The organism is Peribacillus sp. NPDC101481 (assembly GCF_044767165.1).
Classification (GTDB): Bacteria; Bacillota; Bacilli; order Bacillales; family DSM-1321; genus Peribacillus.
This window is the reverse complement of record NZ_JBIWNJ010000007.1, coordinates 1-21,820: the sequence shown is the minus strand read 5'-3', so window position 1 is coordinate 21,820 and position 21,820 is coordinate 1. Positions and strand designations below refer to the sequence as shown.

The following is a 21,820-nucleotide window of genomic DNA, read 5'->3' as shown; positions in this document are numbered from 1 at the left end:
TTTTAGAAAAACTATGATATACTTAGTCAAACCTTTTTAAGCGTTTTACTTTACTTGTACCATTTACCCTGCTCATCGTTGAGCAGGGTTTTTTGTTATGTATTTTCACAAAACAAAAAAAGACAGACCCTATAACAAGGATCCGTCTTTTTTGTTTTTGAAATTATGCTTTTTGAACGTTAGAAGCTTGAGGTCCGCGTTGACCTTGTTCTACTTCAAAAGTAACTTCTTGACCTTCGTCTAAAGATTTGAAACCTTCGCTTTGGATAGCTGAGAAATGTACGAATACGTCGTCTCCGTTTTCGCGTTCGATGAATCCAAAACCTTTTTCTGCGTTAAACCATTTTACTTTACCTTGTTCCATTGTTGTTGCCTCCTAGTGCATTTAAGCACAATGTATTACTATCCTTGCTCTAAGTCATCATCGAAAACGAAAAGTAGTACTTTTAGTATCCTTAGTACCGAACAAAAATAATTAAGACTAAGCATAACATTAAATGGTAGCGATTGCAAATGGTTTGGTTAAACTTTTTTCCAGCAATTTTTAATACTCTCTCAATTCGATGAAAAAATAAGCAGTAACGAAAGTGACTCTATCTATTACACATGAACTCTTACATGCATTCATCCAAACAAAAACCTCTCGTTATAACGAAAGGTTTTTGTAGATGATTACATCAAATATTTATTTTTCGGTAATGAACTTTTCTACCATTTCTTCTAAAATCGCCGATTCATTTGCTAAATCTTGATTTTGCTCCTTCAATCCAGTCATTATGGTATTTTGTTGAATGGCAGCTGCCGAGATTTGCTCCGTCGTTGCGACTCCTTCTTCTGAAATCGCTGCAATTTCCTGAATGGATGCCAGGCTTTCATCCGAAGACTCATTGATTTTTTTCGAATGGGCGGCTAATTGTTCCGTGCCTTTCAGCAATTTCTCTACGGATTCAAATATCTTATTGAAAATCTCGCCATTGTTTTCCACTAAGGAAACACCATTTAATATATCCTGAAAACTCTCATCATTATTTTGGATGACTTTGGCTGTTTGTTCATTAATCCGCATAATGGATTCTGAAATGATATCGATGGATTCATCTGTTTGCACAGCCAATTTTTGCACCTCTTGAGCGACTACGGCAAACCCTCTGCCCGCATCCCCAGCCCGTGCCGCTTCAATGGAAGCATTCAGGGATAGCAGGTTCGTTTGAGAAGCAATCACCCTAATTAGACCAATCACTTCATTTATCTTCACTACATCCTCTTCCAGGCTCACCAAATTGGCTTTATTCGCTTGGCCGTTTTCCATGATTTTATCCATCTGGCCCGTTACATCTTGCACTTGCTTACTTCCTTGTTCAGCAAGTGTATTCGTATGCATCGTAAATTCATTCATTTCATTCGTTTGCTCGTTCATAAAACGGATTGTATCCGATAAGTCACTGATCATATTGGAAATTCGATCAATATGATGGGCACGTTCTTCCGAAGCTTTTGCTTCTTCCGTTGTCCCCGTCACTATCTGTCCATAGGATTCCACCATCTCTTCAAAGGATTGCTGAATGGACACTGTCGTTTGATTCATCGTTTGGGCATGTTCACGGACATTCTGGATAATATGCGCCAAACTTAATCTCATATCTTCAAATCCACTTGACAGATCGCCAATCTCATCCCGTCTGACAACGGGAATCGATTTACTTAAGTCCCCTTTTGCCATTTCATTCGTGTAACCAACAAGTTCATTGACGGGTCCCGAAATCTTTTTCCCGATGACAACGGCGCATAACACACCTAATATAATGGCACTTGCCAGAAATAAGATATTATAGAATATCATTGTACTTTTCAATTCATCAATGAATTTTGCATCCATATCGATTCCGACAATCGCATCCGTTCCATCGATTGGCGTAAAGTATGACTTGTGTGTACCCCACTTATCTTTATATATTTCACTTAATACATCTTTTTTTCCATCTATCGATTTTGCCTGTTCCGGCGTGAAGGGGGATTCCACCATGTAGTCCTCGCTGCCGTTCAGGGCTACGATCATGTCGGCATCGTTCTCCCGCTTCAAAACATAAACATATTCGATTCCCTTTTTATCTTTAACAAAGGCATCCAACTCACGCTTAATCTCTTCTCCCCGTACCGAAGCCTTGTTTATCAAAGTGGGATTGAGGCTTGCTGCCAAACTGTGGGCATTTTCAGAAAGACGATCATCGAATTGCGGAAGGACATTCTCATTGATCATTTTATTAGTAATATAGGAAAAGCAAAGGCCCATGGCCCCTGCGAAAAGTACGAAAGGAATAATATAAAACAAGAATAGTTTTGCCAATAGAGATTTTTTAGGATTCAGCTTTGAAAATCTCATTTCCATGTCCCCCTTAGTTGAAAACCAGGTGTTTTATAGTCAAATATGGTATTAAATCCAAATGAAGCAATCGGAGATTTTTATTCAAATCCTCACTTCTATAAAAGATGATGGCCATGCTCCGGTCATTTGGGAAAGGAAGCTGCCTATATTCCAAAACATGTTCGAATTCATGACGAAGTCCTTCATGATCAATACGCGCAACATCTTCCAGATTTATTTCCAGTGGAACCTCTGCAAAGAAAAAGCTATATATATGATCGTCCATCTCTTCCAATATCCGATTCCAATCCGGTTTCGTTCCAGAAAAATAGTGTTCATACATATTCATTCCATAGGCATGGTAACCTAGATCCGTTGTACCCGCCCCGGCAAAACGCAAGGGATTGATTTCGATGGGTATCACCCGATTTCCTTTTTTGCGAATTTCAAAGTGTACCGGGTAATTCCTTAGTGGAAGGACCGTTTGGATATTCCTCATGAACTTCAGTGCATCATGATAGATTTCATTAATGGCCAACTTCGAAGTATAATAAATTCGATCGGAAGTATCGTAATCATCCCTGAATAGCCGCTTAAAGACATTCAAAATGACCGGTTCACCATCTTGATTGTAATAACCATCAATCGCATACTCTTCACCCTGAATCCACTCCTCTATTAAAACGGTCTGGGAACCGATCACCTCTGAATCATATAACCCATCCGAATGAAGTAAATCCGCTTTAAGCTGGTTCACGGCTATATCCCAATCCTGCTCATTCTTGACTTTGTGCACCCCTACACTTGAATAGCCAATATTGGGTTTGATAACTACCGGAAACGGTATTTGATTTTTATCCAGGTCACTTATAATGGATAAATCAATATCTTGGAAATAGAAATCAGGATATAAAGATTTCGTCAAATTTCGTACCTGACTCTTATCCTTCAATAACTTTGACCAAATGTATTCATTGCTATTCGGTTGATAATGCCCTAATAATGTTATGCCATTTTCAGAGTTTGTAAGAATTCTTTTGTCCATTTCCATGGAGTTGAAAAATTCTGTATCCTTTTGAATGTTTAGCTTTTCTGATGTTAATGTGTCTCCCCATTGCCCTTGTTCCAGCACTGGAATCTGCTTTTCCTCTAACACCTTTAGAAGAATTGGCGACACAATGGACTCATTCAAAATAATCATTTTTTCCACCTAACTTATACTGTTTTTTGTATCTCCATATTTAATCGGTTAAAACCGGTAAGTTTTTAGCTTATATAGGTATTTATTATTAAAAATCAAAATATCACTATATCTTTTTACCTATTCGACATAAGTTGAAAATTATTTGAGGACAAGGGAAAGCCCGGATCTAGCCCCGGGCTCTCCTTTTTCCTATGCTCATGTTAAAGGAACTCCTTCATTCTTGTACATCTACAATAATACTTGATCGTTTTTCGATTTGATGCCGAACTTGAATAGGGCATACCCTAGCATTCCGCCAAACGTATTTAATAGAAGATCATCCACATCAAAGATGCCGATATTAAAGACAGCCTGAGCGACTTCGAAACAAAGACTTACTTTAATGGAAATACAGCATGCCCTCTTTAGATTTATATATCCCTTTCCAATAACGAGGGGTAGAAATATACCAAAAGGAATGAATAATGCGATGTTTCCTAGCAAATTGAATATATTGTGATATGTACTATTTTGGACAGCAGTCACTATTTCATTAAGCGGCATTAAATTACCGAACAATAATAATCTATCCTTCATATTTGCTGGGTTTTTTAGATTACTTTGAAGCTGTCCCAGAAGAAAAGTTATATCAATATGGCCAAACTTAAATAAAATGACTTTAATTAGCAAAAATATATAACTAGCAAACAAAGCTGGAATAATGATATGCTGTATTATTATTTTCTTCATTTCTCTTGCCCATCACGTGGATGCACAGAAGAAAAAGCAGTCACGATGACTCCACCCATATTATCTCCAGATACTTCATACGCGTTGGCCTGTACCTTAACCGTCTTTTTTGAGGATACAGGATAATAAGTGACTTCATATTCCACACCCATTATGGTTCCCCCAATTTTCTTTTTCGCTTTTATATAAGTAAGGTATTCTTCCAAAGTAAAATTCTTTTTCTGCATGATTCTACTATGGGGAAGACCAACATAGCGGAAATGCCATGGCTCATATTCAATTCCTGTAATAGCCTTTTTATTTTCCGGATAACGTAAAATAAAACCGTATTTCGAAGCATTCTTTTGCAGCCACCTTCCTTCCGGGGCTTCATTCATACCTGATAAGGTGGAACCTATATCAAGTGATAGCCCTAAGTTGTGCTCACTATAACCAGCTGGCAAAGCAAATGCAGACCCCTTTTCTTGATAGAGCTGACTTTGCTCCTCTTCATTCCGATACCCGCTGCTAATCATGAAATGACCGACATTATCTTTTTCAGCTGCACGAATCATTTTCAAGAATTTCTCTGCCACACCCTGTGACAGGCGAATCCTTTCGTCCAACAGACCATATCCCTCTATTAGTTCTTTGTGTTGAAATAGATTAACCACATCAGATTTGATCCCTCCCCGTTGTACAGGATGTTCCTTATTGACCAATAACAAATTCCCTTGGTAAACCTGGTCCTTAGCTATTTCTAACGTTACACTTTCCTTCGGAACCCTTAGACCATGTCTTTCATCAATAATTTGAAAATCACCGTCAGATTTATATTCGTTTACTTCACGTGCAAACAGCAAAAATAAAACAAACAAAAAAACCCACTTCTTCATGAACAGTCCTCCTTACCTTCTTTCTATAGGTTAGGAAAAATAGTTTAAAAAAAGAGTGGGGAAATTATAAAATTTTTCTTAAATCACTGCGGTAATCGCACTTCAAATAGAGTCTGTATAGAATCGCTTTTAACGGATATCGTTCCATTATGCTGTTCGACAATATTTTTTGCGATGAATAAACCGAGACCTGTGCTTCCATCTTTATGGGACCGCGCCTTATCATTTGTGTAGAACATATCAAAAACATAAGGTAGTTCTTCCTCAGGTATACAAGTTCCATAGTTGATAACTTGCACCACAACCTCCCCTTTATCAGTGAAACCAAGGATATCCACGAACTGTCCATCGTTTCCATAACGTACGGCATTGGTCAATAAGTTTTCGAATACACGTGCCAATAGGTCGCCATCACCTGAAATATCTAAATGCGATGGAAGAGTCAATCTTGCACTCAAGTGGTTTTTATCGAAGAGTGGATATAGTTCTTCACTTAATTGAATGAGCAATTCACTTAAGTTGAGGGATTTTTTCTCTAATGGAAGCATGCCATAGTTCATTCTGGTTATTTCAAAAAGTTCATCAATAAGTTTCTCTAAACGTTGGGATTTCGTATAAGCAATCTTCGTAAAATGCCTGATTCGTTCTGCAGGTAAATCTTCTTCTCGAAGGATAAAGTCCAAATATCCCAAAACGGAAGTTAGAGGTGTACGTAAATCATGGGCCAAGTTCAGAACCAATTGATCCTTACTGCTTTCTGCAAAATCGCCTCTTTCTACGGCTTCTTGTAATTTCTCACTAGCCCGGTTAATATCTTCCGCTATATCCTGGAACTCATCTTTTGATAAGATGTCGACTCTGCTTTTAAAGTCACCATTTGCGAGATCATTGATTCCATTGGAAATCTTATTAAAGTATGTCGCATAAGGTTTAGTAAGAAAAAAGAAGAATAGTATCGAAAGTGGGATAAAAATGATTAAAAAGAAGTTTAGATCTCCATATATATTCATGATCAAACGCAGACGGAACAATGGATCTTCGACCTTTACATTCGTATGATAATAAAGTTGAAGGCTTTTATATATCAGGAAGGTAATGGTTCCGGCTATCAACATACTCAATGCAAGCAATACAATCATTTTAGCCCGGAAGCTTCGTAACATGTCAGCCATTGAATTTATATCCCACTCCCCAAACTGTCGTAATGAACTTGTTTTTATTTTTATCCTCGCCAAGCTTTTTCCTTAGCGTACGAATATGAACCATGACAGTATTATTGCCCATTTCATAATACGCTTCGCCCCATACATTCTGAAAAATACTTTCCGCACTATATACTTTTTGGGAATGACCGGCTAAGAGAACCAAAATATCGAATTCCTTCGGAGTTAGTTCGATGACTTCATCATATAGTATCACTTTGCGCTGATCCGGATAAATGGTCAAACCGCCGACTTCCAATATAGATTCGTTTTCGTTTGAGGCTTTATTCAACTGCATTGCCCGTCGCAATTGCGCATTCACTCGTGCGACCAATTCCATTGGGTTGAAAGGCTTGGTCATATAATCGTCCGCCCCCATCACCAATCCGGAGATTTTATCCAGATCGGAACTTTTTGCACTAAGAAAAATGATAGGCATTTGATATTTCTCTCTAATTTGACGGGTAACTTCATAGCCATTCAACTCCGGCATCATGATATCCAAGATGGCCAAATCTATCTTCTGATCGCTAATAACACGAATGGCCTCTTTCCCATCCGATACCTTGATATAGTTATATCCCTCTTTCTCCAAATGCAAAGCGACCAGGTCAGCAATTTCCACCTCATCATCAGCTATCAATATGGTAATCCGCTTCATCTGTATCTTACTCCCTTTTACATATTCCCATTACTATAATTGTACTCCATTCCATTCCATTCCGATTTTCCAAATTGCTACTGGTGACCCATTATAACTGATATGCCTTGCCATTAACCATGAATTTCATATACCTTTACCTTCTTAGTCCCCTGAATATTTCAGGCCAATTTTTTTATAGTATCTTAAGAAGAAAAATCCACACACTACTGATCAGCTTTAACATTTCATATTTTTAAAACTTTTTCATTCAGAGAACAGTGACGGTAGTATTGAAGAAAAATAGAAAGAAAAGGTTCACCAGAATTTTCGTGGAATAACTAAGAGTAGTTCATATTCAATTCACAACTTTTTTATATACTTCTCTGTAATGAAAACCAAGAAAGGATGTATTTACATATGTCAGAAGCAAAAAATCAAAAAGGATGGCGCCAGTTCATTCGGTTGGTTCAACAAACGAAGCCTTCTAAACTAATGATAGGGCTAGCATTAGCATTAAGCCTAGGTACAACAGGTGTAGGTTTAATGGTCCCTCTATTCACAAAAAATCTAATTAATGATTTTTCAATCAGTTCACTAAGCACTGAACGGATCACACTTCTCGTGCTTGCCATCATCGTTCAAGCATTGGCCAGTGGATTTTCCATCTATTTATTAAATCGGATCGGTCAATCTGTAGTGGCCGGTATCCGCGATCAACTATGGAAAAAATTACTCGTATTACCCGTGAGTTATTTTGATGAATATCCATCGGGAGAAACAGTCAGCCGAATGACAAATGATACAACAGTAGTGAAGGGATTAATCTCTGAACACCTCTCAAATTTCGTTACTGGAATCATTTCCATCGTAGGCTCCATGATCGTGTTATTCGTTCTGGATTGGAAAATGACATTATTGATGTTCACTGCAATTCCGCTCTCTGTTTTGATATTAATGCCATTAGGGAAAAAAACGCATAAAATTTCAAAAGGAATGCAGGACGAGACAGCAAGCTTCACCGCAGTCCTTCAGCAGGTGCTAACGGAAATACGCCTTGTTAAAGCTTCGAATGCAGAAGCTTTGGAATATCAAAATGGAAAAAAGGGCATCCATAAATTATTTCAATTCGGATTAAAAGAGGCAAAAATCCAAGCATTGATTGCGCCGCTAATGAGTTTTGTCATGATGGCATTACTCGTGCTGATTTTAGGTTATGGGGGAATGCGAGTTTCTTCAGGAGCCCTGACAGCTGGAGCTCTAGTTGCATTCATCATGTATCTTTTCCAAATAATCATGCCAATGGCTCAATTAGCCAGTTTCTTTACACAATTCCAAAAAGCAACGGGTGCAACAGAGCGCATCATTTCCATTCTGGATTCAGTGGAGGAAGAAGATGCAATGAAGCTAGTTCAAAATATAGGTCAATCAATCAGCGTGGAGAACCTGAACTATAGTTATAATAATGGAGAACAGGTACTTAAAGATATAAGCTTTAACGTTGAAGCCGGAAAGGTCACTGCAATTGTCGGCCCAAGCGGCAGCGGAAAAACGACCCTTTTTTCATTATTCGAGCGTTTCTACAAACCACAGCAAGGGTCCATATCCATAGGCGGGGAAAACATAAATGATTTCACACTCCTTTCATGGAGAAGCCAGATTGGATATGTTTCACAAGAAAGCCCGATTGTATCAGGTACAATTCGAGATAATATTTGTTATGGTATCGAGCGGGATATAACGGATGGAGAATTAAATCAAGTGGCTAAAATGGCGTATGCAGATCAGTTCATTTCTGATCTGCCGAACGGATATGATACAGAGGTTGGTGAAAGGGGCATGAAATTATCAGGCGGTCAAAGACAAAGAATCGCGATCGCTCGTGCATTTTTAAGAAACCCCAAAATATTAATGCTTGATGAAGCTACCTCCAGCCTGGACAGCAAATCAGAAAAAGTGGTTCAACAGGCATTGAATGATTTAATGAAAGGCCGAACAACAATAGTCATTGCTCACCGCCTATCGACCGTTGTTGGTTCAGATCAAATCATCTTTCTGGAAAAAGGGAAAATAACGGGCAGCGGAACACATAAGGAGCTATATAAAACGCACTCATTATATCGCGAATTCGCTGAACAGCAGTTAAACAAACTTGAACTGGCCTAATTCACCGAAAGGAAAGAAGAAGGATGACAAAAATATTGGTAGTCGATGATGATGCACATATTCGCGAACTTATAAACCTGTTGTTAAGAAAAGAAGGCTTCGATCTATATGAGGCCTCAGACGGACTGCAAGCATTGAAAGTAATGGAGAAAGCGAAAATCGATTTGGCAGTCATCGACATTATGATGCCTAACATGGATGGATGGCAATTATGCAAGGAGTTACGGGAATTTAGTGATATCCCCATTTTAATGCTGACTGCAAAAGGGGAAACAACACAGAAAGTAAAAGGTTTCGGGCTTGGGGCAGATGATTATCTTGTAAAGCCATTTGAACCGATCGAATTGGTTCTGAGAATAAAGGCATTACTAAAACGCTATAAAATCACTATTTCACAAACATTAAATATCGGCGAATTAAAGATGAATCGCAACACACATGAAATTTCATTCAAAGAACTGGAATATACGATTCCCTTAAAAGAATTCGAATTGTTGTTTAAATTAGCAAGCTATCCTGGAAAAACTTTTTCCAGGGAAGATCTTATCGAAGACATTTGGGGCTATGATTATGAAGGTGATGAACGAACTGTCGATGTTCATATTAAAAGAGTGCGAGAACGGTTTCCAGAATCGCAATTCCCCTTCCGGATTAAAACGATTTGGGGATTGGGCTACCGCTTGGAGATAACGAGATGAGAAGCAATCGATTTTTCAAACAAATGTTTGGCACGCTGTTTTTTGTTACGTTTATTTCAATTTGCTTTTCCGCCGGTTATTATATCATTGAACTATTGCCCTTAAGGTTAACTGATTATGTTCGGTTTCTGGCCACTATCATGACAAGCATCGCAATCATGATATCCATCGGTTATCTTATCCGCGCTATCCATCACAATAAACGGGTAAATATTTACCTCGAGATCATAGATGCCTTAAGGAAAATAGCAAATGGCGATTATAATGTACAATTGGATTTTAAAATGGAAAAGAAAAACGAAATGACGGATATCATTAACCACTTCAATCACATGGCCAAGCAATTGAAGCAAATGGAAGAAATGCGGCAGGAATTCATCTCTAACGTCTCACACGAAATACAGTCGCCCCTTACCTCCATTGTAGGATTTGCCCAAGCTCTTCAATTTAATAAGCTGACACCCGAAGAACGAAATCATTATCTTCATATAATAGAGACAGAGAGCAGGAGATTATCTAAATTAAGTGATAATCTTCTAAAGCTTACATCCCTTGAATCCGAGCATCATCCTTTTGAAAGGACAAATTTCAGGGTGGATCAGCAAATACGAACCATTATTTTGGCTTGTGAACCCGCTTGGTTGGAAAAAGAACTCGAATTGGATATATCCTTAGAAAAAGTTCCAATAGTTGCAGACCAGGATTTAATGAGCCAAGTATGGACAAATTTAATACACAATAATATCAAATTCACCCGCCATCGCGGAAAGATCACGATTCGATTAAAACAGATAGATGACCTGGCATCCATAACGATATCCGACAATGGAATCGGCATTTCCGAAACGGACCAGTTCCATATATTCGAGCGATTCTATAAAGCCGACCTGGCAAGGGACCGCTCAAAAAGCGGCAGCGGTCTAGGCCTATCCATCGTGAAAAGAATTATAGAGATGCATGAAGGGACCATATCCGTGAAAAGTGAACTCGAAAAGGGAACGACCTTCACCATTCTGCTTCCTATTTCGTGAAGGACTTTGTGATTTTGAAGTTTATTTTAAATCCATAGTAATGAAAAACAGCTGCAATGGCAGCTGTTTTTCATTACTATTTGATGGTTTAGTATAAAGTTTGATTAAAATTAATTCCACCCTTAATAATCCAATTTATTATTTCCGCCAAAAAGTTGAACAGTCTGCCTTATCAAAAATATTAAACTCGATCATTTTTTCAAGTAATGAGTAATCAACCGGGCTGTCCCACTTGATACGTACCAGCTGCTTGGTGTGATCATAGCCAGCCTGCACGATTTCATCAGAGAAATGATCGATCCCTGCCTTTTCAGGGGCAACAGCCATATGATGTTTGGCTACGCTAAAGCCAATAATATATGTGTCATGATCGGTAAACATAGGCTGATTCCACGCAATTTTCGGCATTAGATTTGGAAACTTCTTAGTTACCCAAGCCAAGACCTCTTCCGTTCGTTCCCTATGTTGCGGGTTATCAATATTCGCTAAAAATTCTGCAAAGACTTCCATGTCATTCTCCCCTAAATTAAAAAATTTTTATGAAGACTTCATTTTCAACATCGCCTAAATTTAATGCCAATACGGGTTTCTTTCAACAATGCACCATAGGAAGATCATTAACATTGCTCTATTGGATGCCGTTATTACCTACCGATGGATTTGATAGATTGCATTAAACAACTTTATTGTCACTGCACACCTTTTCCTATTCCTTGGCATGCTTTAAACCGCTTGTCAGCTTGAGAGGTTCTCGTTGTTTTGGACATTAAAAATACCCCTTTGGCTAATCATAGCCAAAGGGGTAAAGCTTCGCAACTTTTTATAAACAGTTGAACTTTATTTAGATCTACATTGCATTCATTGTAACTTACTCAACCGTTACACTTTTCGCAAGGTTACGCGGTTTATCCACGTCACATTCGCGGTGCAAGGCTGCGTAGTAAGCAATGAGCTGCAGCGGGATAACAGAGATAAGGGGTGTTAATAGTTCATTCACTTCCGGGATGACGAAACGGTCATCCTCTTCTTCAAGCCCCTTCATGGAAATGATGCAAGGGTTGGCGCCACGGGCAACCACTTCCTTCACATTACCACGGATGCTTAGGTTGACGCCTGCTTGCGTAGCAAGTGCTATGACAGGTGTACCTTCTTCAATCAAGGCGATCGTTCCATGTTTAAGTTCTCCGCCAGCAAAGCCTTCAGCCTGGATGTATGAAATTTCCTTCAGCTTAAGGGCCCCTTCAAGAACGACATAGTAGTCAAGGGAACGGCCGATGAAGAAGCAGTTTCTCGTAACGGACAAATATTCACGAGCAATTTCTTCCATCTCTTCTTTCGAATCACATAGGGCTTCCATTGCAGTCGCTACGATTCCAAGCTCTTTTACAAGGTCGAAACCATACTCCATGTTACGGAATTGGCCAGTTACATTTGCCAGGATGGATAAGACCGCAACTTGAGCTGTGTATGCCTTTGTAGAGGCAACGGCAATTTCTGGGCCAGCATGCAGCAAGAGCGTATAATCCGCTTCACGTGACAATGTAGAGCCAGGTACGTTCGTGATGGTCAGGGCTTTATGACCAAGCGCTTTGATTGACACTAATACGGCACGGCTATCTGCAGTTTCACCACTTTGTGAAATGAAGATGAATAACGGTTTTTTTGATAATAACGGCATATTGTAAGTGAACTCCGATGCCACATGTACCTCAACCGGAATTTCAGTCATTTTTTCGATGAATTGCTTACCAATCAACCCTGCATGATAGCTGGTTCCGCAAGCGATGATATAAATACGGTCAGCCTCACTTACGGCTTCAGTAATATTATAATCGATTGCAAGTTTACCTTCTTCATTTTGGTATGCTTGAATGATTTTACGTATTACAGCTGGCTGCTCGTCGACTTCCTTGAGCATATAGTGAGGATACGTACCTTTTTCAATATCACTTGCATCCAGTTCAGCAGTGTATGGAGCACGCATGACTTCTTCGTTGGAAAGGTTCTTGATCGTTACCTTTTCATTTGTCACGATAACCATTTCCTTATCCATCAGTTCAAGGAATTGATCTGTGACTTGCAGCATCGCCATTGCATCCGAAGCGACAACGTTAAAGTCTTTTCCGACGCCGATCAGCAGCGGGCTTTTATTTTTTGCGACTAAGATGGTTTCATCATTTTCAGCATCCAATAGGGCAATTGCATATGAACCCTCTAATAGAGTGAGTGTTTGACGGAACGCCTCTTCCACTTCCATGCCCTCGTTCACGAACTTCTCTATCAGTTGAACGATGACTTCCGTATCCGTTTCACTTTTAAAGGCAACATCCTTCAAATATTCACGTTTTAGAATCGCATAGTTTTCAATGACCCCATTATGAACTAAAGTCAATCGACCTGAATTACTTTGGTGTGGATGGGCATTTTCACGGCTTGGCACACCATGGGTGGCCCAGCGCGTATGTCCAATTCCGGTTTGTGCCATAGTATTATCATCCACGGCTGCTCGTAAGTCCGCGATTCTTCCCTTTTCCTTAAAGATTGTCACGCCTGCTTCATTTCTCACAGCAATCCCTGAAGAGTCATAACCGCGATATTCAAGTTTTTCAAGACCTTTTAATAAAATTTCCTTTGCATCGTTAAGTCCAATATATCCAACAATTCCACACATAATTTCTGTTCCTCCAACCGATTCGAGGGAACAGGAATGCACGGGGGCATCCCTGCCCCCTCATCTCTAATATATTTTTATAAAGGAAATGCCCTAAAGCACTTTTTCCCATTGTGCATTTCCAACCCTTTGTGCAGTAAGTTGCCCTACTGTTTTAAGATTGGAATTATTGCGGCTGTGCACTTCAGCCGGGAGGTATCCGCCGATCATTCGATAAACCTCCTCCTCGTCAACTAAGCCATTTCTCGTCCAGACTTAGTTCAGGCGCTTTTGTGAATCCGTTTCTCCTTGCCTACCCTCCTTTTTAAAACAGCCATTTTCAAGAAAATGAGTTGTAAATCAGGATAATCATACCTTAAATAAGGGACATAGGTCAATTCTTTATTACCAAGACCTGCGAAAAAGAACTTCTTTATAAAAATATGCATAAAAGGAAATTTAGTTCCTTTTATGCATAGGATTGGTTATTCGTTTATTCCCATTTCCGCTCTTACAACTGCGACGATGCGATCTACATAATTAGTGCATTCCTCAACTGTCGGTGCTTCAGCCATAACACGGACTAGCGGTTCAGTACCGGATGGTCTCACCAAAATACGGCCATTTCCGTTCATTTCCCCTTCAACAGCCTTGATGACTTCCTGTACCTTTTCATTATCGGTTACAGCGTGTTTATCGGTAACTCTGACATTGATCAGCGTTTGTGGATATTTCTTCATCTCGCCAGCAAGCTCCGATAAGGTTTTTTGGGTATCGCTCATGATGTTCACAAGCTGTAGACCCGTCAATAAGCCATCACCTGTCGTGTTATAGTCCAGGAAGATGATATGTCCGGATTGTTCACCGCCAAGGTTATAGCCGCCTTTTCGCATCTCCTCGACCACATAGCGATCACCCACTGCCGTCTGGGCGCTTTGTATGCCATGCTCTTCAAGACCTTTATAAAAACCAAGGTTGCTCATGATCGTAGAAACCACTGTTCCCTGTTTCAGACGGTTATTTTCTTTCAAGTATTTCGCACAGATATACATGATTTGGTCGCCGTCCACGATATTTCCTTTTTCATCTATGGCAATGACACGGTCTCCGTCACCATCGAAAGCAAGTCCAACATCCGCACCTTTTTCTTTTAAGAATTCAGCAAGTGCTTCAGGGTGGGTGGAACCTACCTTATCATTAATGTTCAATCCATTTGGCGATGCCCCCATAGTAGAGATGTCTGCATCAAGATCTGCAAACAGGTGCATGGCCAAGGCAGATGTCGCCCCATGTGCACAATCAAGAGCAACATGAATGCCTGTAAAGTCTTCATCCACTGATTGTTTCAAGTACTGGAGATACTTTTGCCCTCCTTCAAAATAATCGTTCAAATGGCCTAAATCTCCGCCAACCGGGCGTGGAAGCTCATCCTTTTCCATATCTAATAGTGCTTCAATTTCCGCTTCTTGGTCATCGGATAACTTAAACCCATCCGGTCCAAAGAATTTAATGCCATTATCCGCTACCGGATTATGCGAAGCGGAGATCATGACACCTGCTTCAGCACTTAAGGCCTTTGTTAAATAGGCAACTCCCGGTGTCGAAATGACCCCAAGGCGCATCACTTCAGCCCCAATGGATAAAAGACCGGCAACAAGCGCACCTTCCAGCATTTCACCTGAAATACGAGTATCGCGCCCTATCAGCACTTTGGGTTTTTCTGTATTTCTAGTAAGAACATAGCCACCAAAACGGCCTAGTTTAAATGCCAACTCCGGTGTTAATTCGCTATTCGCTATACCCCTTACTCCGTCTGTTCCAAAATATTTACCCATCTTTATCGCTCCTTCTTCGAATCGTTACTGAATTAAATGATGTTGTTAAAGCAAGGTCATGTCTCTTCGTCTTTTTGTGTGATGGTGACCGAGATCGTTTCAGAATCCAGTTCCCATTCCATTCCCTCAGGCACTGATACCGCCAAATCCACATCATGCGTACCTTCATCTAAATTACTCACATCTACTGTAAGATTAATGTCGTCTTTAGTTATTTTCTTCAAATCATCCGCCTCACCAAGCAAAGTGATGCTAGTTACATCGGATTCCAATTCGGCATTTTGGCCATCCTGTATGCCCACAGGAACAATTTGTATATTGTTGAAAGTTTTGGACTCAACGGCAGCCGTTTCATCTTTTTCTTTTTCTTCTTCTTTTTCGACTACTGGCTCTTCTTGTTTTTGTTCAGTTTCAGGTTCTTCCTCTTCTACGACTGGCTCTGAACTCTCTTCATCCACATCAACTTTCTCGGTGCGAATCTTGACCTTTGCCTTACCCAAGGACATTTTTTGTACACTTTCCGGTTTATTAAGATCGAGTTCCAATTCTGTATCACCATCGATTTTCGAGATATTTACAGGAAGATTTATTTCATCTATTTTCTCCAGTTCCGATTCCGAACCGAATAAGGTGACCTCTTTTGGGTCGACACTCATACTTGTGATCCTGATGCCATCCTTTGTCTTGCCAGTTTGCTTCGGTTCTATCGAAACCGTCTTGGAAGGAATGCTCACTTTTAAGGAAACGGCAACTGAAGATGGCTCGATCGTCACATCCAGCTTATTCAAGTCTCTGTCCAGGGCTTTAACGGTAGCCTTGGCGTTCACCGTTTCGCTAAGTCCCTTACTTATTTCAAGGTTTGCCTTTACATACGAAATTTGTTCAATCGCATCTTTAGCACCCGTAATTTTGACAGTTTTCGGGCTGACTGTTGGCTGACCAGCGGTATAACCTTCTTCAAGTAAAGAGCTATTATACTCGGCTTCAACGGAGAATTCCTTCGTCACCCGTTCCTGAACGTTGACTTCGGCATATTCCGGATCGATCGTCGCCACTAACTTTTCATTCAACTCACTTATTTTAAATGTGACAGTTCTGTCCCCCATTGAGATTGCAGGATCGGAAAGGTCTACATACACTTTAAAGTCCCTTTGATTTTTCGCATTTATCAAGAGGCTTTTTGCTCCCTTAAGCGTAACATCAACCGTCTCCGGCACTCCGCTCACCACTAGATTCTCACGGTCATAGTACACTTCAACCGGTACATTTTCGATGGTCTCCGTACTGATTTCAGGGGCTGTCGATAAACCAAGCGATTTTTTATCCGACTCCATCTCAAAGTTAATGGAAATGAACAAAAGTGCTGCCAAGGCGAAAGCTACGATTCTCATAAACCAAGCGCTATTGGTGAATTTATCCATTCTTTTTCCCCCTCCAGTTAAAGATGCTTGAGGAAGTTGATTTGATGTTTTCCACTACCAGTTCACTTGTAAGCATGGCCCTAAATGATTCTTGATTCAAATCCCGGTAAAGTTCCCCGTTTTTAGTGACGGATATTCCTCCCGTTTCTTCTGAAACGACAATCGTAAGACTATCCGTAACTTCACTCATGCCTATGGCTGCCCTATGCCGTGTACCAAGTTCCTTTGATATGAATGGACTCTCTGATAATGGCAAATAGCAGGCTGCAGCCGCCACTTGGTTATTTTGCAAAATAACTGCGCCATCATGGAGCGGCGTATTAGGGATGAAGATATTAATGAGCAGTTCTGAAGAAATGTAGGATTTCAGGGGTATCCCCGTTTCAACATAATCCCCAAGCTCCGTACCTTTTTCTATCGTAATCAAGGCTCCTATACGCCTTTTTGCCATATAGGTGGACGCCTTTAGGATTTCCTCGACTAAACGCTCTTGCTGATTCTCTTCTGGAACGGTGCCCCTTGCAAAGAGCTTCCCGCGTCCTAATTGTTCAAGTGCCCTTCTCAGTTCAGGTTGAAAAATGACGAGAATCGCCAATACTCCCCAATTCATGACTTGTGCCATTAACCATCCGAGTGTATTGAAACCAAACAGGTTGCTTAAGCTTTTTACAATGACAATTACAAAAATTCCTTTTAGCAGCTGAATAGCCTTCGTGCCTCGAATAATAGTTAACAATTTATATATCACAAACCATACAAGGAGAATATCAATGAAATTTACTACATAGTCCCAAACAGTCAAATTGGTTAAAGACATGTTGTTTCCTCCAGTCAGTATTACTCCAAATACCAATTACAATCTTTATACGATAACCTTAATAGTATACCATTTTTTAAATGATACATCTAAAAACTAGTGTGAGAAATTTACACAGGAAAAAAGAACCATGAATAATGGTCCCCTAAAAAAATAAAGCTGGGCGAAGTCACCTTAAATGAAAAACGGTGCCCTCACCCAGCTTCTATTCCCTATTCTCATCTTTAGCAGGAACCAACGAGGTTGCAGTGTCCTTTACTTTATACCACATCCACTCAAAAGCTTGGTCAATAACATGGATGCTCCCGGTCACATTCCCTGCCTTAGACATATATTTATGCCCATTTATGACTGTTACATCTCCCTCTACTTCACCATCTATTTGAATGTTACCATTTTGAACTACCACATTTCCCTTGATTGTCTCACCCTCAGGCACAATCACCGTTTCACCATCGACCACTAAGTTAGGCTGCTTTGATACTGAAAAATGTTCGTCCTGATTATAAGTCGAAAAAACAGATCCTGTCATCAATATGATGAACATCGCTGCCGCTGTCATGAAGGGATGGCTTTTGAACCAACGTTTGGCACCTGTTGTTTTCGTTTCCTTTGGCAATTGAGCCATAACCTTTGCTGTAAAGTCATCCGGGGCCTTTATATGGGAAGTGCTTTGTACAAGAGCGACCGCCTTTTTCATTTCATGAAAGTAATCCCGGCATTCAGCACAGTTATTCAAGTGCTCCCGTAAAACTTCTTTATGCTCCGGTTTGATGTCCTCATCTAAATAATCATGCATATATTCAATGATTTCCTCATGGCAGTTCATTTTTCTCACCTTCTTTTTATAAATGGCGTAGTTGTTTACGCAAGGCTTCCCGACCGCGATGTATCCTCGTCTTAACCGTACCGACCGGCAAATCGAGTATTTCACTGATTTCCTTTAGTGATAGCTCTTCAATATACTTCAATACTATTACCGATCGGTATTTCTCGGGCAATTTCATTATTTCCACTTGAATCGTTTCCTGCAGTTCTAAAGATTCAACTTCTTCCTCGGGTTTCGCCATATCCGATGCAATTTGGGAATACATATTCAATCCCTCTGTTCCTGCCACCTCTGCATCTAGATAGTAGTCCGGTTTTTTCTTGCGAAGCCGGTCAATACAAAGATTGGTCGCAATCCTATATAACCATGTAGAAAATTTCATTGTTATATTGAAACTCCGAATATTCACGTAGGCCCTTACAAAGGCCTCTTGCGCCAAATCTTCTGCTTCTTGCCTGTTTCCGAGCATCCTGAAACATATTTGGAAAACTTTGTCCTTGTAAATTTCGACAATTTCCCCAAATGCATTATGGTCTCCCTTTAATACTTGATTAATTCTCTCTTTAATGAGTGCATCCATTTTCCGGTATTACCCCCGCTCATGCGGCTATACGATTACTACGAATCGTAAGCTAAAAGGTTTCAAAAATTTAATACATTAATTTTAACAAAGTTTTACATTTTATGTTTAAGAAAAAAAAAACAGGGCTATATAGTAAGAAATTGTAAAATTCAAGGGAGTGATTCTCTATATGACTGCTGAACAAATTTTAGACCATATTGAACAATACAGACAGAAGATGATGTTTTTGGCTTCCCGTTCTTCGATGGTGGATAATGAGGTTGTTGAAGTTAGCAGTAAACTGGATTCTTTAATCATCCAATACATCCATTTAACTAAAAATGGAGATCCCACAGACAGAAGTGCTCTAAAGTGAATACGGATATACGATTGCAACCATCTATCTATAACTATGTTCCTGTTACATACACCCTGGAAAATAAACCTACGTCTTCTAGCATATAAAAAACAGTAACCCATTACAAGCCGGTTACTGTTTCTTTTAATTTTCAGTTATAATAATTTTTCTCCAAATAGGGAACCCATTAGGGCCACGGCAACGATCGCCGTCTTATTTCGCTCATCTAAAATGGGATTCACCTCTACGAATTCAGCTGATGTAATCAAGTTGGATTCCGCAAGCATTTCCATGGCCAAATGACTTTCCCGATAGCTTATACCACCAATCACCGGTGTGCCCACTCCGGGTGCATCTGCTGGGTCAACTCCATCCAAATCCAATGAAAGGTGGACGCCATCCGTTCTTTCCCTTAGGTAATCAATGCATTCTTCCATGACCCGTGTCATTCCCAAACGGTCAATCTCATGCATCGTGAATACCTTAATCCCTTTCTCACGGATAAGTTCTTTTTCTCCTTCATCCAATGACCTTGCCCCAATTATTACGATGTTTTCCGGTTTCACTTTTGGAGCAAAACCATGGATATTTATTAGGTCCGGATGTCCAAGCCCGATACTGACAGCCAGGGGCATACCGTGTATATTCCCGGATGGTGAAGTATCTTCCGTATTTAAATCCCCGTGTGCGTCGTACCAAATCACGCCTAATTTTTCATAGTGCTTTGCGACTCCTGCCAGTGTACCTATGGCTATCGAATGGTCTCCTCCCAATACAAGCGGAAAGGAGCCTCCTTCTATTATTTCATCAACTTTTGTGGCAAGCAGGGTGTTACCCTTTGCTACAAGCTGTAAGTTTTTTAGATTTGTCCCAGGCTCATCTGCACTTTCAGGACGCCCCACAATTATATCCCCTAAATCCTCTACTTCTATATTCAATCTTTCAAGCCGCTCGACAATCTCTGCGCAGCGAATGGCACTAGGTCCCATATCCACCCCTCGCCTTGCTTGACCAAGGTCCATAGGCAACCCGATGACGGAAATTTTCTGAATAGACATACAATTCCCCCTTTCCACCATTTTATAGCGTATATGCCGGTTGGTTCAACTCGACATTTCCATGTATAAAGATGCACGTTTTCCTATCACATATGTTTTTGGTGAAAAAAGATCTTTCTTGCGATTAGTATACCCAACTAGCCTTAAACAAAAAAAAGTCTTAAACCATTTTTGGCTTAAGACGTAAGTTTTGGTGTATGTAGTTGATGGTGGAGCCTAGCGGGATCGAACCGCTGACCTCCTGCGTGCAAGGCAGGCGCTCTCCCAGCTGAGCTAAGGCCCCTAAGGGATATGAAATATATTAAGCGGAAGACGGGATTCGAACCCGCGACCCCAACCTTGGCAAGGTTGTATTCTACCACTGAACTACTTCCGCAAATGGCTGGGCTAGAAGGGATCGAACCTTCGCATGACGGAATCAAAATCCGTTGCCTTACCGCTTGGCTATAGCCCAATATATGATATGCAATAATTAATATTCAACAAAATAAAAAGGTGGTAATCATATAATTCCCCAATATAGAGAATATATAACTGATCCACAGGATTTTATTAAAATGGTGGAGGGGGGCAGATTCGAACTGCCGAACCCAAAGGAGCGGATTTACAGTCCGCCGCGTTTAGCCACTTCGCTACCCCTCCGCAATATATGGTTGTAAGTGGTGCCGGCAAGAGGACTTGAACCCCCAACCTACTGATTACAAGTCAGTTGCTCTACCAGTTGAGCTACACCGGCAAGTAAAGAATAAAATGGTGGAGGATGACGGGATCGAACCGCCGACCCTCTGCTTGTAAGGCAGATGCTCTCCCAGCTGAGCTAATCCTCCGGATTAATGATTTGAAATGGTGACCCGTACGGGATTCGAACCCGTGTTACCGCCGTGAAAGGGCGGTGTCTTAACCGCTTGACCAACGGGCCGAACTGTTTTGTGTTCATAGATAGAATGGGAAGCTCCCAAGCGGATTCGAACCGCTGACCTCTTCCTTACCATGGAAGTGCTCTACCTACTGAGCTATGGAAGCATATGGCTCCGCAGGTAGGACTCGAACCTACGACCGTTCGGTTAACAGCCGAATGCTCTACCACTGAGCTACTGCGGAATAATATAATGTTTCCTAAAACCCATTTGAAGATTTAAATGAACAGCCTGGCAACGTCCTACTCTCACAGGGGGAAACCCCCAACTACCATCGGCGCTGAAGAACTTAACTTCCGTGTTCGGAATGGGTACGGGTGTGACCTCTTCGCCATCATTGCCAGACTATATTCATTTTTGAAGAATTTTCATTCCTTCAAAACTAGATAATAAGAAGGTATTTCATTTTTTAAAAAGCGTTGGTTAAGTCCTCGATCTATTAGTATCAGTCAGCTCCACATGTCGC

Annotated in this window: 19 protein-coding genes, 9 tRNA genes and 1 rRNA gene; 4 read left to right on the top strand and 25 right to left on the bottom strand. The window is 40.5% G+C overall.

What is annotated here, in order from left to right; all coding sequences use genetic code 11:
• Positions 1–163 precede the first annotated feature (163 nt).
• The 7 genes from ACIROD_RS24790 to ACIROD_RS24760 all read right to left on the bottom strand — a co-directional run bounded on the left by ACIROD_RS24790 (position 164) and on the right by ACIROD_RS24760 (position 7,033).
• Positions 164–364: a cold-shock protein gene (locus tag ACIROD_RS24790; protein WP_034304915.1), complete on the bottom strand. Its 201-nt coding sequence runs from the start codon at positions 362–364 to the stop codon at positions 164–166.
• 321 nt (positions 365–685) lie between these two features.
• Complete coding sequence (locus tag ACIROD_RS24785; RefSeq protein ID WP_402945290.1) at positions 686–2,380, bottom strand: methyl-accepting chemotaxis protein; 1,695 nt, start codon at positions 2,378–2,380, stop codon at positions 686–688.
• Between the two features lie 13 nt (positions 2,381–2,393).
• Positions 2,394–3,563 (bottom strand): ATP-grasp domain-containing protein, encoded by a 1,170-nt coding sequence (locus ACIROD_RS24780; protein ID WP_402945287.1) that lies wholly within the window; start codon positions 3,561–3,563, stop codon positions 2,394–2,396.
• Positions 3,564–3,794: 231 nt separating this feature from the next.
• Positions 3,795–4,295, bottom strand: coding sequence for a VanZ family protein (locus ACIROD_RS24775; RefSeq protein WP_402945285.1), 501 nt, complete (start codon positions 4,293–4,295; stop codon positions 3,795–3,797).
• Positions 4,292–5,170, bottom strand: coding sequence for a M15 family metallopeptidase (locus ACIROD_RS24770; protein WP_402945282.1), 879 nt, complete (start codon positions 5,168–5,170; stop codon positions 4,292–4,294). The genes ACIROD_RS24775 and ACIROD_RS24770 overlap by 4 nt, the downstream gene beginning before the upstream one ends.
• An 83-nt stretch (positions 5,171–5,253) precedes the next feature.
• The gene (locus ACIROD_RS24765; RefSeq protein WP_402945279.1) at positions 5,254–6,342 is read right to left on the bottom strand and encodes a HAMP domain-containing sensor histidine kinase; all 1,089 of its coding nucleotides are present in this window, start codon (positions 6,340–6,342) and stop codon (positions 5,254–5,256) included.
• The gene (locus ACIROD_RS24760; protein ID WP_230178729.1) at positions 6,335–7,033 is read right to left on the bottom strand and encodes a response regulator transcription factor; all 699 of its coding nucleotides are present in this window, start codon (positions 7,031–7,033) and stop codon (positions 6,335–6,337) included. The genes ACIROD_RS24765 and ACIROD_RS24760 overlap by 8 nt, the downstream gene beginning before the upstream one ends.
• Before the next feature lie 387 nt (positions 7,034–7,420).
• Here ACIROD_RS24760 and ACIROD_RS24755 point away from each other — a divergent pair, with 387 nt between their 5' ends.
• Genes ACIROD_RS24755 through ACIROD_RS24745 form a run of 3 tightly spaced genes read left to right on the top strand, consistent with a single transcriptional unit; the run spans position 7,421 to position 10,907 of the window.
• A complete protein-coding gene (locus tag ACIROD_RS24755) occupies positions 7,421–9,178 on the top strand; it encodes an ABC transporter ATP-binding protein (protein ID WP_402945276.1) in 1,758 nt (585 codons plus the stop codon).
• Between the two features lie 23 nt (positions 9,179–9,201).
• Positions 9,202–9,876: a response regulator gene (locus ACIROD_RS24750; protein ID WP_402945273.1), complete on the top strand. Its 675-nt coding sequence runs from the start codon at positions 9,202–9,204 to the stop codon at positions 9,874–9,876.
• A complete protein-coding gene (locus tag ACIROD_RS24745; RefSeq protein ID WP_402945270.1) occupies positions 9,873–10,907 on the top strand; it encodes a sensor histidine kinase in 1,035 nt (344 codons plus the stop codon). The genes ACIROD_RS24750 and ACIROD_RS24745 overlap by 4 nt, the downstream gene beginning before the upstream one ends.
• A gap of 138 nt (positions 10,908–11,045) precedes the next feature.
• On the opposite strand, the gene ACIROD_RS24740 is transcribed toward ACIROD_RS24745, so the two are convergent.
• From ACIROD_RS24740 to sigW, 7 genes are all read right to left on the bottom strand, one after another.
• Positions 11,046–11,417 carry an iron chaperone gene (locus ACIROD_RS24740; RefSeq protein ID WP_230178737.1) on the bottom strand — a complete coding sequence of 124 codons (372 nt, stop codon included), beginning with the start codon at positions 11,415–11,417 and terminating at the stop codon, positions 11,046–11,048.
• Between the two features lie 358 nt (positions 11,418–11,775).
• Positions 11,776–13,578 carry a glutamine--fructose-6-phosphate transaminase (isomerizing) gene (gene glmS / locus ACIROD_RS24735; protein ID WP_101225663.1) on the bottom strand — a complete coding sequence of 601 codons (1,803 nt, stop codon included), beginning with the start codon at positions 13,576–13,578 and terminating at the stop codon, positions 11,776–11,778.
• 464 nt (positions 13,579–14,042) lie between these two features.
• A complete protein-coding gene (gene glmM / locus ACIROD_RS24730) occupies positions 14,043–15,392 on the bottom strand; it encodes a phosphoglucosamine mutase (RefSeq protein WP_101225662.1) in 1,350 nt (449 codons plus the stop codon).
• A 56-nt stretch (positions 15,393–15,448) separates the two neighbouring features.
• Positions 15,449–16,813 carry a CdaR family protein gene (locus ACIROD_RS24725; protein WP_101225661.1) on the bottom strand — a complete coding sequence of 455 codons (1,365 nt, stop codon included), beginning with the start codon at positions 16,811–16,813 and terminating at the stop codon, positions 15,449–15,451.
• Positions 16,806–17,630, bottom strand: a complete 825-nt coding sequence (gene cdaA, locus ACIROD_RS24720; RefSeq protein ID WP_034304935.1) for a diadenylate cyclase CdaA — start codon at positions 17,628–17,630, stop codon at positions 16,806–16,808. Before cdaA ends, ACIROD_RS24725 begins: the two co-directional genes overlap by 8 nt.
• A 205-nt stretch (positions 17,631–17,835) precedes the next feature.
• Positions 17,836–18,459, bottom strand: coding sequence for an anti-sigma factor family protein (locus tag ACIROD_RS24715; protein ID WP_101225660.1), 624 nt, complete (start codon positions 18,457–18,459; stop codon positions 17,836–17,838).
• Between the two features lie 16 nt (positions 18,460–18,475).
• Positions 18,476–19,039, bottom strand: a complete 564-nt coding sequence (gene sigW, locus ACIROD_RS24710) for an RNA polymerase sigma factor SigW (protein WP_048685727.1) — start codon at positions 19,037–19,039, stop codon at positions 18,476–18,478.
• A gap of 172 nt (positions 19,040–19,211) precedes the next feature.
• Here sigW and ACIROD_RS24705 point away from each other — a divergent pair, with 172 nt between their 5' ends.
• Positions 19,212–19,397 carry an aspartyl-phosphate phosphatase Spo0E family protein gene (locus tag ACIROD_RS24705; RefSeq protein WP_101225659.1) on the top strand — a complete coding sequence of 62 codons (186 nt, stop codon included), beginning with the start codon at positions 19,212–19,214 and terminating at the stop codon, positions 19,395–19,397.
• Between the two features lie 137 nt (positions 19,398–19,534).
• Here the strand turns inward: ACIROD_RS24705 and rocF are convergent, their stop codons facing one another.
• The 11 genes from rocF to rrf form a co-directional block, all read right to left on the bottom strand.
• Entirely contained in the window at positions 19,535–20,437 is a 903-nt protein-coding gene (gene rocF / locus ACIROD_RS24700) for an arginase (protein WP_101225658.1), read from the bottom strand.
• 207 nt (positions 20,438–20,644) lie between these two features.
• Positions 20,645–20,720 (bottom strand) — tRNA-Ala (locus ACIROD_RS24695).
• 21 nt (positions 20,721–20,741) lie between these two features.
• Positions 20,742–20,813: transfer RNA gene (locus ACIROD_RS24690), tRNA-Gly, on the bottom strand.
• A 3-nt stretch (positions 20,814–20,816) separates the two neighbouring features.
• Positions 20,817–20,891, bottom strand: a tRNA-Gln gene (locus tag ACIROD_RS24685).
• A 104-nt stretch (positions 20,892–20,995) separates the two neighbouring features.
• Positions 20,996–21,079 (bottom strand) — tRNA-Tyr (locus ACIROD_RS24680).
• A gap of 18 nt (positions 21,080–21,097) precedes the next feature.
• Positions 21,098–21,173, bottom strand: a tRNA-Thr gene (locus ACIROD_RS24675).
• 15 nt (positions 21,174–21,188) lie between these two features.
• Positions 21,189–21,264: transfer RNA gene (locus ACIROD_RS24670), tRNA-Val, on the bottom strand.
• A gap of 17 nt (positions 21,265–21,281) precedes the next feature.
• A tRNA-Glu gene (locus ACIROD_RS24665) sits at positions 21,282–21,356 on the bottom strand.
• A gap of 31 nt (positions 21,357–21,387) precedes the next feature.
• Positions 21,388–21,460 (bottom strand) — tRNA-Thr (locus tag ACIROD_RS24660).
• A 3-nt stretch (positions 21,461–21,463) separates the two neighbouring features.
• A tRNA-Asn gene (locus tag ACIROD_RS24655) sits at positions 21,464–21,538 on the bottom strand.
• Positions 21,539–21,583: 45 nt separating this feature from the next.
• Positions 21,584–21,699: ribosomal RNA gene (rrf, locus tag ACIROD_RS24650) — 5S ribosomal RNA — on the bottom strand.
• Between the last annotated feature and the right edge of the window lie 121 nt (positions 21,700–21,820).

Bases quoted from the DNA above. Each gene is read 5' to 3' on its own strand.
- ACIROD_RS24790 (WP_034304915.1), bottom strand. From the start codon at position 364: ATGGAACAAGGTAAAGTAAAATGGTTTAACGCAGAAAAAGGTTTTGGA.
- ACIROD_RS24785 (WP_402945290.1), bottom strand. From the start codon at position 2,380: ATGAGATTTTCAAAGCTGAATCCTAAAAAATCTCTATTGGCAAAACTA.
- ACIROD_RS24780 (WP_402945287.1), bottom strand. From the start codon at position 3,563: ATGATTATTTTGAATGAGTCCATTGTGTCGCCAATTCTTCTAAAGGTG.
- ACIROD_RS24775 (WP_402945285.1), bottom strand. From the start codon at position 4,295: ATGAAGAAAATAATAATACAGCATATCATTATTCCAGCTTTGTTTGCT.
- ACIROD_RS24770 (WP_402945282.1), bottom strand. From the start codon at position 5,170: ATGAAGAAGTGGGTTTTTTTGTTTGTTTTATTTTTGCTGTTTGCACGT.
- ACIROD_RS24765 (WP_402945279.1), bottom strand. From the start codon at position 6,342: ATGGCTGACATGTTACGAAGCTTCCGGGCTAAAATGATTGTATTGCTT.
- ACIROD_RS24760 (WP_230178729.1), bottom strand. From the start codon at position 7,033: ATGAAGCGGATTACCATATTGATAGCTGATGATGAGGTGGAAATTGCT.
- ACIROD_RS24755 (WP_402945276.1), top strand. From the start codon at position 7,421: ATGTATTTACATATGTCAGAAGCAAAAAATCAAAAAGGATGGCGCCAG.
- ACIROD_RS24750 (WP_402945273.1), top strand. From the start codon at position 9,202: ATGACAAAAATATTGGTAGTCGATGATGATGCACATATTCGCGAACTT.
- ACIROD_RS24745 (WP_402945270.1), top strand. From the start codon at position 9,873: ATGAGAAGCAATCGATTTTTCAAACAAATGTTTGGCACGCTGTTTTTT.
- ACIROD_RS24740 (WP_230178737.1), bottom strand. From the start codon at position 11,417: ATGGAAGTCTTTGCAGAATTTTTAGCGAATATTGATAACCCGCAACAT.
- glmS (WP_101225663.1), bottom strand. From the start codon at position 13,578: ATGTGTGGAATTGTTGGATATATTGGACTTAACGATGCAAAGGAAATT.
- glmM (WP_101225662.1), bottom strand. From the start codon at position 15,392: ATGGGTAAATATTTTGGAACAGACGGAGTAAGGGGTATAGCGAATAGC.
- ACIROD_RS24725 (WP_101225661.1), bottom strand. From the start codon at position 16,813: ATGGATAAATTCACCAATAGCGCTTGGTTTATGAGAATCGTAGCTTTC.
- cdaA (WP_034304935.1), bottom strand. From the start codon at position 17,630: ATGTCTTTAACCAATTTGACTGTTTGGGACTATGTAGTAAATTTCATT.
- ACIROD_RS24715 (WP_101225660.1), bottom strand. From the start codon at position 18,459: ATGAACTGCCATGAGGAAATCATTGAATATATGCATGATTATTTAGAT.
- sigW (WP_048685727.1), bottom strand. From the start codon at position 19,039: ATGGATGCACTCATTAAAGAGAGAATTAATCAAGTATTAAAGGGAGAC.
- ACIROD_RS24705 (WP_101225659.1), top strand. From the start codon at position 19,212: ATGACTGCTGAACAAATTTTAGACCATATTGAACAATACAGACAGAAG.
- rocF (WP_101225658.1), bottom strand. From the start codon at position 20,437: ATGTCTATTCAGAAAATTTCCGTCATCGGGTTGCCTATGGACCTTGGT.